Genomic DNA, 12,499 nt, shown 5'->3' on the forward strand with positions numbered 1-12,499 from the left:
GCCACCGATCGTGCTCCGGACCGGCTCGGCCCAGGCCGAGGCCGCCCGCGAAGCCACCGCGGCGGCGGCCCCGTCGGGAACCGACCTCGCGGCGGCCGAGGTGGCTACCGGAGGGGATACACCCGAGCGCGTGGACGTCACCACGACCGCCACCGCCGAGCCCGGGGAATCGGACACGATGACGACGAGGGAGGCCCCTGACAACCCGGACCGCTAAGCACCGGGGCCTACCCCGCGGCTCCAAGCCCGGGGCCTACCCCCCGGCGCCTGGTTCGGGACCTATCCCTCGGCTCCACGCCCGGGGCCTACCCCTCGGCTCCACGCTCGGGGCCTACCCCTCGACGTCGGCCTTGAGGTTCGAGAGCAACTGGTGCTGGATCCGCTTGAGCCCGGCCGGGGCGAAGGTCCGCTCGAAGAACCCGCCCACTCCCCCGGCCCCGTCCCACGACGTGGTCATCTCCACCAGCGCACCGCCGGTGGCCTCGCGGACCGTGTAGGTGGTGGCCATGGACGAATTGGCGTCCTTCTCCACCAGCGACCAGTGCGCCGCGGCCTCGTCCACGGTCACCGTGGCCTTGACGTCCCGGCTGCGCTTCTTGGTGGCCTGGAGGTTCCACGCCGCCACGGTGCCGTGCCCCTGGCCGCCCTCGATCAACCTGTACGCGGTGAACTGCTCGGGCTGGATCCGGGGACGGACCTGGGCGTAGTCCGCGATCGCGGCCGTCACGGTCGCGACGGGCGCCTCGATGACGATGGTGTTGCTGGCGGTGACCCTGCCCATGATCGTGACTCCTCCTCTGCCTGACCACGTCGCGCCCGCCGGAATCGCCGGTGGCGGCGCCCTCGACAGGGGCGCGTCAGACCACCACCATCGTGCCCGATCCCTCCTGCCGCCGAGCACGCCACCTCGCCCCGATCTTCCGGAGCTCCTCGAGCCAGAGGATCGACGAGCCCACCGCGACCGCCAACAACCACTCGTCCGCGTGCAACGGGGTGGTGTCGAAGATCCCCTGGAGGAAGGGCACCTGGACCACGGCCACCAACAGCAGCGGGACCGCCGCCAGTGCCACCCAGATCGGGGCGTTGTGCGCCATGTCCCGGGAGAACACCGAACCGTCCGTGGAGCGGACGTTCATCAGGTTGAACACCTGGAAGAACACGAAGGCGGCGTAGGCGAGGGTGGTGGCGAACAACGGCACGCCCGCGCGCTCGGGGAACAGCGTCTCCGCGAACGCGAGGACCAGCAGTGTCCCGGTGGCCATGACCACGCCCAGCCACAGGATCCGCACCAGTCGTGACGGGGTGAGGATCTGCTCGTCCGCGGGTCGGGGCGGCCGCCGCATCGCGTTCTTCTCCACGGGCTCCACACCCAGCGCCATGGCGGGCGGGCCGTCCATGACGATGTTGACCAGCAGGACCTGCAGGGCGGTGAACGGCACGGCCGCCAACCCGAACAGCCCGCTGGCGAGGAACACCAGAACGAACGCCCACGCGGTGGTGAGCTGGAACTTCACGAACTTCACGATGTTGTCGTAGATTCCGCGGCCCTGCTCGACGGCCGAGACGATGGTCGCGAAGTTGTCGTCCGTGAGCACCATGTCGGCCGCACCCTTGGACACGTCGGTGCCGGTGATCCCCATCGCGATCCCGATGTCGGCCTGACTCAGCGCGGGTGCGTCGTTGACGCCGTCCCCGGTCATGGCCACCACGTCCCCGCCGGACTGCAGGGCCCGGACCATCCGGATCTTGTGCTCGGGGGACACCCGGGCGAGGACTCCCATTCCGGGAGCCCGCTCGGACAGCTCGTCGTCGTCGATCCCGTCGAGATCGACCCCTCGCACCGACTCCCCCTCGATCCCCAGGTCGCGGGCGATCGACGAGGCCGTGACGAGGTGGTCTCCGGTGATCATGTGGACGGAGATCCCGGCCGCGCGCGCCACCCGGATGGCCTCGGCGGCCTCGGACCGGGGCGGGTCGACGATGCCGACCACCGCGAACACGGTCAGCCCCCGCACCTCGTCGAGGAGCACGCTCTCATCTACTCCGGTCTCGCCGGATCCGTCCTCGCCTGGTGCCGACTCGAACGGGCGCCCCGCCACGAGCAGGGTCCGCAGGCCCCGCTCCGCGAGCTCTTCGGTCGCGAGACGGATCGCCTCGTGCAGCTCGTCGGTGAGCTCCACGGCGTCCGTGCCGTTCCACACGTGGGTCGACCGGGGCAGCAGCGCACCGGTCGCGCCCTTGGCGCTGAGCGCGAGCTCCCCGCCCGGTGAGCGGTTGACGGTGGCCATGAACCTGTGGTCGGAGTCGAAGGGCACCTGGGCCACCCGCGGCCGTGCGGCACGCAGTCCCTCCACGTCGAGCCCGCACTTGGTGGCGGCCACGAGGAGAGCGCCCTCGGTGGGGTCGCCGACGAGTTCGCCGTCGGTCACGATCGCGTCGTTGCACAGCGTCATGGCGACCGCCGCCCTCCGGAGGTCCGGAACGGCATCCGGATCGGACGACAGGACCGTGCCGGTCGCCTCGTATCCGGTCCCGGTGACGGTGTAGGCGGAACCGCCCGCGACGATCCGCGTCACGGTCATCTCGTTGAGGGTGAGGGTCCCGGTCTTGTCCGTGGCGATGTGGCTGGTCGACCCGAGGGTCTCCACCGCCGCGAGGTTCTTGATGATCGCCCCCTCACGGGCGAGCCTCGCGGCGCCCATCGCGAGGGTGAACGCCACCACGGCGGTGAGGCCCTCCGGGATGGTGGCCACGGCGAGCGAGACCGCGCTGAGGAGCATGTCCTCCCAGGACTGCCCGCGCACCAGTCCGATCCCCATCACCAGCGTCACCACGACCAGCGCGATCACGGTGAGGACCCGTGCCAGGACCCCGATCCGCCGTTGGAGCGGCGTCTGCTCACCGCCCGCCCCGCCGAGCAGCTCGGCGATCGCCCCCATCTCCGTGCGCTCACCGGTCCCCGTGACCACCACGCGCGCCCGACCGCGGGTGACCTCGGTGTTCATGAACACCATGCCGGTGCGGTCACCGAGCGGCGCGTCCGCGGCGGCCACCGCTCCCGCCGTCTTGTCCACGGGGACCGACTCGCCGGTCAGGGCCGACTCCGCCACCTGGAACCGGGACGCCTCGAGAACGCGACCGTCAGCGGGGACCCTGTCGCCGGATTCCACCACCACGACGTCCCCCGGGACGAGATCCGCGCTGTCCACCTCCACCTCGGCGCCGTCCCGCACCACCCGGCTGTGCGGCACCGCCATGTCGCGCAACGCGGCCAGGCTCTCCTCGGCCCGCGTCTCCTGCACGTAGTTCAGCACGGTGTTGAGCACCACCACCAGGAGGATGACGACCGGGGTCTCCCACTCGCGCGAGATCACGGCGCTCACCACGGCGGCCACCGCGAGAACCATGATCATGGGGTCGCGGAGCAGCCGCAGGACCCGTCTCCAGGCCGGCACCCCGGCCGCCACCGGCAGGGTGTTGGGACCGTGCTCGGCGAGACGACGCGACGCCTCGGCGCGGGTCAGGCCGTTCGACCCCGCGCCGAGGCGGGAGACCACCTCTGCGGTGGACAGTGTGTGCCAGGGGGTGCGCCGGTCCGTCTCCGGGGCGCGGTCCGTCGTCGTCATCCCCCCATCGTGCCCGGTCAGCTGCCCCGGGCGATCCACTCCTCCAGATGTGGGGACTCCTCGCCCACCTTCGTGCCGTCACCGTGGCCGGTGTGGACCAGGGTCTCGGCGGGCAGGGTGAGGATCCGGTCGCGGATCGAGGTGATGATGGTCGGGAAATCGGAGTACGACCGTCCCGTGGCACCGGGCCCTCCGGAGAACAGGGTGTCGCCGGAGAACAGGACGCCCGCCTCGGGGACGTGGAAGACACACGAGCCCGGCGAGTGGCCGGGGGTGTTCATGACCGTGAACCCGGTCCCGGCGATCTGGAAGACCTGCCCGTCCTCGAGGTCCTCGTGGGCGACCGTCGGGTGGGTCTCCTCCCACAGCATCTGGTCGCCGGGGTGGACGAAGACCCGGGTGTCGAGCTCGCGGGCGAGCTCCGGGGCGACGGTGATGTGGTCGTTGTGGGCGTGCGAGCACAGGATGCCCTTGACCGTGCGCCCGGCCACCGCGTCGATGATCGGCTGGGCGGTGTGGGCGGCGTCGATGACGTACACCTCGGAGTCGTCACCGAGGATCCAGATGTTGTTGTCCACCTCCCACTCGCCGCCGTCGAGGGCGAAGACGCCGCTCGTCACGACCTTCTCGATACGCAGTCCACCGGCATTGCCGGCACTCGTGTACGTCTCGCTCACAGGGTCACCACCGATCGGAGGACGGAACCGGACTTCATGGCGCCGAACGCGGCCTCGACCGCGTCCAGGCCGATGCGTTCGCTGACGAACTTCTCCAGCGGCAACCGCCCCTGCAGATGCAGGTCGACCAGCATCGGGAAGTCGCGCTCGGGGAGGCAGTCGCCGTACCAGGAGGACTTGAGCGAACCCCCGCGGCCGAAGAAGTCGAGAAGCGGCATCTCGAGCCGCATCTCGGGCGTGGGCACGCCCACCAGGACCACGGTGCCCGCGAGGTCACGGGCATAGAAGGCCTGCTCGTAGGTCTCGGGGCGGCCGACCGCATCGATCACGACGTCGGCGCCGAAGCCGCCCGTGAGCTCCTGGATGGCGGCCACGGGGTCCGTGCCGGAGGAGTTGACCACGTCGGTGGCCCCGAACTCGCGGGCCCACTCGAGCTTGGTGTCGTCGAGGTCCACGGCGACGATGGTCGAGGCGCCCGCCAGACGGGCACCCACGACCGCGGCGATGCCGACGCCGCCGCACCCGATCACGGCGACGGACTGGCCGCGCGTGACGTTGCCCGTGTTGACCGCGGCACCGAGGCCGGCCATCACGCCGCAGCCCAGGAGTCCCGCGACGGCCGGGTCGGCCGCCGGGTCCACCTTGGTGCACTGCCCCTCGTGGACGAGGGTCTTGTCGATGAACGCACCGATACCGAGCGCCGGGCTGAGCTCCGTGCCGTCGGTGAGGGTCATCTTCTGCGAGGCGTTGTGGGTGGCGAAGCAGTACTGCTGCTGGCCGCGCTTACAGGCCCGGCACTCGCCGCAGACCGCGCGCCAGTTCAACACCACGAAGTCGCCCTCGGCCACGTGGGTCACGCGGTCGCCCACGCTCTCCACGATCCCCGCGGCCTCGTGACCGAGGAGGAAGGGGTACTCGTCGTTGATGCCGCCATCGCGGTAGGCCAGGTCGGTGTGGCAGACGCCGCACGCCTGCACGCGGACGACGACGTCGTTCGGTCCCGGATCGGGGACGACGACGTCGACGAGCTCGACCTCCGCACCCTTGGTACGGGCGATGACGCCCCTGACGGTCTGTGACATTCCCTGATTCTCCTCGAGGTCGGTTCGGCTCGGGACCGGATCATGCGCGGCCCGGCCCGGACCCCTCCCACACTGCCACACATGCAGAATCCGCCATCTGTCTGCACGCGGAACGGCCGGAGCCCCGGACACACGTGGTGTCCGGGGCTCCGGCGGGTCGAGCAGACTGCTCGAGGGGTCCGATCAGACGGCGACGCCGTTGGCACGCAGCCACGGCACGGGGTCGATCCACTGGCCGGCGGGGTTACGCACGCCGAAGTGCAGGTGCGGTCCGGTCGAGTACCCGCGGTTGCCCACGGTGCCGATGACCTGACCGGCGTGGACGCGCTGGCCCACCGAGACGTAGTTCTGGTCGTTGTGGCCGTACTCGAGCAGGTACCCGTCGTCGGTCTGGATGCGGATCCACAGCCCGTAACCCGAGGCCGGGCCGGCGGCGACGACCGTGCCGGACTTGGCGGCGAACATCGGCGTACCGATCGGCGCCCCGAAGTCGGTGCCGTTGTGGAAGGTCCCCCAGCGAGGACCGAAGCCCGAGGTGATGGGGCCGTAGGTCGGGGCGTGGGCACCGCCGACGGCGGCGGCGGGCAGGCCGAGCGAACCGAACATCGCGGGATCGATGGCGTACTCCCGCAGCTGCGCCTCGTTCAGGCCGATGCCCTGCGCGAACTCCTGGGCCATCTGGCCGAGCTGGTTGACGTCGATGTCGGAGGACTGGGCGGACGCGGCGGGGGCTGCGGCCATCGCGACGCCACCGGTGAGAGCGGCACCGGCCACGGCGCCGGCGACGATGCGGCCCATCCCGCTCGCGGAGCGGGCGGCACGGTGGCGGCCGGCGGTCGCGCCGGAGCCGGCCACACCGAGTCGATCGGCGAGCTCGGTGAAGTGGATTCGAGTGGCGTCGGACATCAGGGGAAACCTCGGAGTTCGGTGCGTTGGCGAAGCGGCGGGCCGACCGGCTTCCCCGGTGGCCTCCAAAAAGGTAACAGATGTATCTCGGCTCTGTCACGTCAAAAGCACGAATAGATACGAAAGCGCCGGTGAGCAGGTGCTCACCGGCGCTACCGAGTTGTTACCCGAAGGTGATCAGTGATCCGCCTCGCCCATCCTGTGAACGAGGATGAAGTTGGTCGACCCCTCGACTCCCGGCACGTTGCCCGCGACGATCACGATGAGATCGTCCTCGTTGTACCCCTCGAGTGGGAGCAACAGTTCGTCGGTCACCTTGACGAGCTCCGCCGTCTCGTGGACCCGGTCGGTCAGGAAGGTCTCGGTACCCCACGTGAGAGCCAACTGGCTCCGGATGCGCGGATCGCCGGTGATGGCGATGAGGGGCAGATGACTGTGCAGGCGCGCGAGCCGGCGGACGGTGTCACCGGTCGAGGTCACCGCGACGAGCGCCTTGGCGCCCAGCCGCTCCCCGATCTCGCGGGCCGAGTAGGAGATGACCCCGCGCTTGGTCCTCGGGATGTGGACGAGGTCCGGCGCGGCGGTGGAGTCGGCCTCGACCGCGAGGGCGATGGACGACATGGTCCGCACCGCGTCGATGGGGTACTTGCCCACGGAGGTCTCGCCCGAGAGCATCACGGCGTCGGCCCCGTCGAGCACGGCGTTGGCGACGTCGGACGCCTCCGCGCGGGTGGGCCGGGAGTTGGCGATCATGGACTCGAGCATCTGTGTGGCCACGATGACCGGCTTGGCGTTCTCCCGCGCGATCTGGATCGCCCGCTTCTGGACCAGCGGAACGTCCTGCAGGGGAAGCTCCACGCCCAGGTCGCCGCGGGCCACCATGATCGCGTCGAAGGCCAGGACGATGGACTCGAGGTTCTTGACCGCCTCGGGCTTCTCGAGCTTGGCGATCACCGGGACGTGCACGCCGACCTCGTCCATGATCTCGTGCACCAGGTCGACATCCGCCGGAGACCGGACGAAGGACAGGGCGATGAAGTCGACGCCCAACGCGAGGGCGAAGCGCAGGTCCGCGATGTCCTTCTCGCTCAGCGCCGGAACCGAGACGTTCATCCCCGGGAGGGACACGCCCTTGTTGTTGGAGACCGTGCCCCCCTCGGTGACGACGCAGTGGACGTCTTCGCCCTCGACCCGCTGCACCGTCAGGCCGATGTTGCCGTCATCCACGAGCAGCCGGTCGCCGGGTCGGGCGTCGGTGGCCAGCCCCTTGTAGGTCGTCGAGACCCGGTCCTTGGTGCCCTCCACGTCCGCGACGGTGATGGCGACCATGTCGCCCTCCGCCCATTCGTGGCGACCCTCGATGAAGCGGCCGAGCCGGATCTTGGGGCCCTGGAGGTCCGCGAGCACACCGACGGCGTGCCCCGACTCGTCGGAGGCCTTGCGGACCCAGCGGTAGTTGGCCTCGTGGTCGGCATGGTCGCCGTGACTGAAGTTGAGCCGGGCGACGTTCATCCCGGCATCGACGAGTTCACGGATGCCGGCCTCCGACGCGACGGCGGGACCCAGGGTGCAGACGATCTTGGTACGACGGTTCACCCGTACCAATCTAGTCCCCTCACCGGGATGACCGGTTAACGCGACGTCAACGACCGGCCAACGGGGGTGCGTCCTCCGGGGACCCGCCGGTCAGGTCCTCGGGGGCACGAAGTTCCGACGGGTCCTCGCGGCCCCGGCGTGCCCGCCACACGTAGACCAGTGCGGCCACCATGACGACGACAGAGACGAGTGTGTTGATGCGCATCCCGAGGACCTCGGTCGCCGCATCCGCCCGGAGCAACTCCACCCAGAACCGACCGAAGCAGTACAGGGCCACGTAGAGGGCGAAGAGCCGACCGTGTCCGAGTCGGAACCTGCGATCGATCACCACCAGCGCCACGGCCACCAGGACGTTCCACAGCAATTCGTAGAGGAACGTGGGGTGGACGGTCGCGAGCACCTGCCCGGTGGAGCGACCGATGGTCTCGGAGTATCCGTAGCTCTCGTCGTAGCGCTGGTAGATCTCCAGTGCCCAGGGCACGTCGGTCTCGCGACCGTAGAGCTCCTGGTTGAAGTAGTTCCCCAGACGCCCGATCCCCTGTGCCAGGACGATCCCCGGAGCGACCGCGTCGCCGAACGCACCGATCGCCCGGATGCCCTGCTGGCGCAGCCCGATGTAGGCGCCGACCGCGCCCAGCGCGACGGCGCCCCAGATCCCCAGACCGCCGTCCCAGATCTTCAGGGCGTCGACCGGATTCCTGCCCTCCCCGAAGTAGCGGTACCAGTCGGTGGCCACGTGGTAGAGGCGACCACCCACGAGCCCGAATGGGACGGCCCACAGTGCGGTGTCGAGCACGACCCCCGCGCGCCCGCCGCGGGCGACCCATCGCCTCTCGCCCCACCAGATGGCCACGACGATGCCGAGGATGATCCACAGCGCGTAGGCGCGCAGCGGGAACGGCCCGAGCTCCCAGACCCCCTGGGGCGGGCTCGGGATCACGAGCCGGCCCCCGGCCGACGCACGCCCGCCGCGAGCTCGGCCGTCAGCCGGGCGAGGGCCTCGCCCCCCTCGGTGGCCGCGGTGATGAGGGCGGACCCCACGATCACGCCGTCCGCATAGGAGGCGATCTCCGCGGCCTGGTCACCGTTGCGCACCCCGAGTCCGACGCCGCACGCCAGGTCCGAATGCTCGCGGACCCGTGCGGTGAGGGTGCGAGGGGCGTCGGACACCACGTCCCTCGCTCCGGTCACCCCCATGACCGCCTGGATGTAGACGAACCCGCTCGTGTGGGACAGCGTCATGGCCAGCCGTTCGGGCGTCGACGACGGCGCGACCAGGAACACCCGGTCGATCCCGTGTGCGTCCGTGGCGGCGATCCAGTCCCCCGCCTCGTCCGGGATGAGGTCCGGTGTGATGACCCCGGTCCCCCCGGCGGCCGCGAGGTCCTCCGCGAACCGGTCGACGCCGTACTGGAGGATCGGGTTCCAGTAGCTCATGACGACCGGAACCGCGCCGGCCTCGGCCACCGCCCGGATCACGGCGAAGGTGTCCCGGATCCGGAAGCCGGCCTCCAGCGCCACGTCCGCGGCCGCCTGGATGGTGGGACCGTCCATCATGGGATCCGAGTACGGGATCCCCACCTCGATGACGTCGCACCCGTGGGCGACCATCGTCCGCACGGCCTCGATCGACCCCTCGACCGTGGGGTACCCCGCCGGGTAGTAGCCGATGAGAGCGGCCCGGTTCTCGGCACGGCACCGCTCGAAGACCTCGCTGAGAACGCTCATCCCTCGACTCCCCCGTCCGCGTACTCGCCCTCGCCGTCGTCGGCACCCCGGCTCGAGTCCACCCCGGCCTCGGGTGGGGTCCCCCCGCCCAACAGGCCGAACCACCGGGCGGCGGTGTCGACGTCCTTGTCGCCCCGACCCGAGACGTTGACCAGGATCAGGTCTACGCCCTCGGCGGCGAGCTGGGCGGCTCCGGCGATCGCGTGGGCGGACTCGATGGCGGGGATGATCCCCTCGGTGCGGCACAGCTGGGCGAACGCGTCCATCGCCTGGGTGTCGGTCACCGGCCGGTACTCGGCGCGACCGATGTCGGACAGGTAGGAGTGCTCGGGCCCGACGCCCGGGTAGTCCAGTCCCGCCGAGATGGAGTGCGACTCGATGGTCTGGCCGTCCTCGTCCTGCATGAGGTGCGCGTACGAGCCCTGGAAGACGCCCGGCCTCCCGGCGTTCACGGTCGCGGCGGTGCGACCGGACGCCACGCCGTCGCCGCCCGCCTCGCAGCCCACCAGGCGGACCGAGGAGTCGTCGATGAACGGGTGGAACAACCCGATCGCGTTGGACCCACCGCCCACGCACGCCACGGCGGCATCGGGCAGGCGCCCGATCCGCTCCAGGATCTGGGCGCGCGCCTCGGTGCCCACGACCCGCTGGAAGTCGCGGACCATCGCGGGGAACGGGTGCGGGCCGGCGGCGGTGCCGAACGCGTAGTAGGTGTCGTCCGCCCGGGAGACCCAGTCCCGCATCGCCTCGTTGATCGCGTCCTTGAGGGTCGCGGAACCGACCTCCACGGCCTCGACCTCCGCGCCGAGCAGACGCATCCGCGCGACGTTGAGCGCCTGACGACGGACGTCCACCGCACCCATGTAGATCTTGCACTCCAGCCCGAGCAGGGCGCAGGCCGTGGCGGAGGCGACGCCGTGCTGGCCGGCCCCGGTCTCGGCGATGACCCGCTTCTTACCCATGCGGTGCGCGAGGAGCACCTGGCCGAGGACGTTGTTGATCTTGTGCGATCCGGTGTGGTTGAGGTCCTCGCGCTTGAGGAAGACACGGGCGCCGATCTCGGCCCCGAAACGCCCCGCCTCGTACAGCGGCGACGGCCGACCCGAGTAGTCGCGCTGGAGACGGTCGAGCTCGTTCAGATAGGCGTCGTCCGCGCGGGCCTTGGCGTAGGCGTCGGCAACCTCGTCGACGACCGCCATGAGCGCCTCCGGGACGTAGCGCCCGCCGAAGGCGCCCCAGTGGCCTCGCTGGTCGGGCTCGTGTCCGGTCGTCGTCCGGAGCACGTCTCCCATCGAGGGCAGCGGTGTCAGCTCGTTAGAATTCACGGCTCCCAGTCTGCCGGAAGCGGGCGACGGGGGCCTAGCGGGGTCCCTGCGGGCAGGACGGGTGGGAACCCGCCGTGGCCAGGGCGTTGCACGCCGCGCGCGGGTCGCCCTTCGTCACCAGCCCCTCGCCGACCAGCACCGCGTCCGCGCCCACGCTGGCGTACGCCAGGAGATCGGACGCGTCACGGACGCCCGACTCGGCGATCTTGACCACCCCGGACGGCAGGCCGGGAGCGATGCGGGAGAACACGTCGCGGTCGACCTCGAGGGTCTTGAGGTTCCGGGCGTTGACACCGATGACGGTGGCGCCGGCCTCGAGGGCGCGGTCCGCCTCCTCCTCCGTGTGCACCTCCACCAGTGCCGTCATCCCGAGCGACTCCGTCCGGTCCAGCAGGGACACCAGCGCGTCCTGCTCCAGAGCGGCCACGATGAGCAGCACGAGGTCCGCGCCGTGCGCCCGGGCCTCGTGGATCTGGTACGGGCCCACCACGAAATCCTTGCGGAGGACCGGGATGTCGACGGCGCGGCGGACGGCGTCCAGGTCCGCCAGGCTGCCGTTGAACCGGCGTTCCTCGGTGAGGCAGGAGATGACGCGGGCCCCGCCCTCCTCGTACATCCGGGCCAGCACGGCGGGGTCGGGGATCTCGGCGAGCGGCCCCTTCGAGGGACTGGCGCGCTTGACCTCGGCGATGACGCCGACCCCGGCACCCCGGAGCGCCTTGAGCGCGTCACGCGGTTCCGGCGCCGACCGGGCCGCCTTCTTGACCGCAGTGAGGTCGATGACAGCCTCGCGGGCCGCGACGTCCTCGCGGACCCCGTCGATAATCGAGTCGAGCACGGTACCCACCGTGACCTCCCTCTGCAGTGTTCGGGCAGGAAGTGTGATCGAGATCAACAATAGAGGCAGCAGGCGGGGTTCCGAGAATCGGGACCCGGTCGGGGATGCTCAGCCCGTGGGATCGCGCCCGTCGTCGAGTTCCTGCCACAGGTCACGACCGGTGTCCCCGGTGTCCTCGCCGGCCTCCGGGTCACCGCGGCGCGCCCCGGGCGTCACATAGCGATCATCCCGCTGAACCCTCCGGGTCGGCCAGATCATGGGGACGGCTCCCGCGGCGACGAGGGCCAGCGCTCCTGCTCCGGTGAGAACCGGACCGGCCGACCGGGTCGAGATCTCCGTGATCTCCGACCACTCCGGCACCGCCTGCGCACCGGCCGTCCCCGGGCCCGCGTTGGTGCGGCCGAGCTCCTCCTCACCCGTCACCGTGGAGTGGACCCGGTCCTGGTCCACTCCGCCGACGGTCGAGAACAGCAGCGCGCCGGTGGCCAGGCCCAGGAGGGCGATGACGGCCCCGACCACCCGGGCCCCCGTCCCCCGGACCAGCGCCACCGCGGCCACCGCGGCGAGAGCACCCACCGCCAACGGGACGAGCGCCGGCTGCCACTGCGCACCCGTCAGGCTGCGCCGGGCCTCACCCGACTGGTCGTTGAACGCGACCACGTCCACCCACACCATCCGGGAGGCGATCCACAACAAGACGGCGCCGAGGAGCAACAGCACG

The 12,499-nt window shown here is 70.8% G+C and carries 11 protein-coding genes and 1 pseudogene; 1 reads left to right on the plus strand and 11 read right to left on the minus strand.

Annotated elements, in window-relative coordinates; all coding sequences use genetic code 11:
- Positions 1–217 (plus strand): annotated as a pseudogene (locus G6028_RS00165) (MFS transporter); the annotation flags it as partial.
- 114 nt (positions 218–331) lie between these two features.
- Here the strand turns inward: G6028_RS00165 and G6028_RS00170 are convergent.
- The 11 genes from G6028_RS00170 to G6028_RS00220 form a co-directional block, all read right to left on the minus strand.
- Positions 332–781 (minus strand): SRPBCC family protein, encoded by a 450-nt coding sequence (locus G6028_RS00170; RefSeq protein WP_182652917.1) that lies wholly within the window; start codon positions 779–781, stop codon positions 332–334.
- 76 nt (positions 782–857) lie between these two features.
- Positions 858–3,626 carry a cation-translocating P-type ATPase gene (locus G6028_RS00175; RefSeq protein ID WP_182657609.1) on the minus strand — a complete coding sequence of 923 codons (2,769 nt, stop codon included), beginning with the start codon at positions 3,624–3,626 and terminating at the stop codon, positions 858–860.
- Between the two features lie 17 nt (positions 3,627–3,643).
- A complete protein-coding gene (locus tag G6028_RS00180; protein WP_182610100.1) occupies positions 3,644–4,303 on the minus strand; it encodes an MBL fold metallo-hydrolase in 660 nt (219 codons plus the stop codon).
- The gene (locus G6028_RS00185) at positions 4,300–5,385 is read right to left on the minus strand and encodes an S-(hydroxymethyl)mycothiol dehydrogenase (RefSeq protein ID WP_182657611.1); all 1,086 of its coding nucleotides are present in this window, start codon (positions 5,383–5,385) and stop codon (positions 4,300–4,302) included. The genes G6028_RS00180 and G6028_RS00185 overlap by 4 nt, the downstream gene beginning before the upstream one ends.
- Positions 5,386–5,568: 183 nt before the next feature.
- Complete coding sequence (locus tag G6028_RS00190; protein ID WP_182657613.1) at positions 5,569–6,291, minus strand: M23 family metallopeptidase; 723 nt, start codon at positions 6,289–6,291, stop codon at positions 5,569–5,571.
- A 177-nt stretch (positions 6,292–6,468) separates the two neighbouring features.
- A complete protein-coding gene (pyk, locus tag G6028_RS00195; protein ID WP_182657616.1) occupies positions 6,469–7,887 on the minus strand; it encodes a pyruvate kinase in 1,419 nt (472 codons plus the stop codon).
- 46 nt (positions 7,888–7,933) lie between these two features.
- A complete protein-coding gene (gene lgt, locus G6028_RS00200) occupies positions 7,934–8,827 on the minus strand; it encodes a prolipoprotein diacylglyceryl transferase (RefSeq protein ID WP_182657618.1) in 894 nt (297 codons plus the stop codon).
- Positions 8,824–9,615 carry a tryptophan synthase subunit alpha gene (trpA, locus tag G6028_RS00205; protein WP_182640933.1) on the minus strand — a complete coding sequence of 264 codons (792 nt, stop codon included), beginning with the start codon at positions 9,613–9,615 and terminating at the stop codon, positions 8,824–8,826. Before trpA ends, lgt begins: the two co-directional genes overlap by 4 nt.
- Positions 9,612–10,907, minus strand: a complete 1,296-nt coding sequence (gene trpB, locus G6028_RS00210) for a tryptophan synthase subunit beta (protein ID WP_182657622.1) — start codon at positions 10,905–10,907, stop codon at positions 9,612–9,614. Before trpB ends, trpA begins: the two co-directional genes overlap by 4 nt.
- Before the next feature lie 67 nt (positions 10,908–10,974).
- A complete protein-coding gene (gene trpC / locus G6028_RS00215) occupies positions 10,975–11,787 on the minus strand; it encodes an indole-3-glycerol phosphate synthase TrpC (protein ID WP_179525147.1) in 813 nt (270 codons plus the stop codon).
- A gap of 99 nt (positions 11,788–11,886) precedes the next feature.
- Entirely contained in the window at positions 11,887–12,498 is a 612-nt protein-coding gene (locus tag G6028_RS00220) for a TIGR02234 family membrane protein (protein WP_182657620.1), read from the minus strand.
- Position 12,499 lies beyond the last annotated feature (1 nt).

This window comes from Dietzia cercidiphylli (genome assembly GCF_014145145.1).
Taxonomy (GTDB): domain Bacteria; phylum Actinomycetota; class Actinomycetes; order Mycobacteriales; family Mycobacteriaceae; genus Dietzia; species Dietzia natronolimnaea.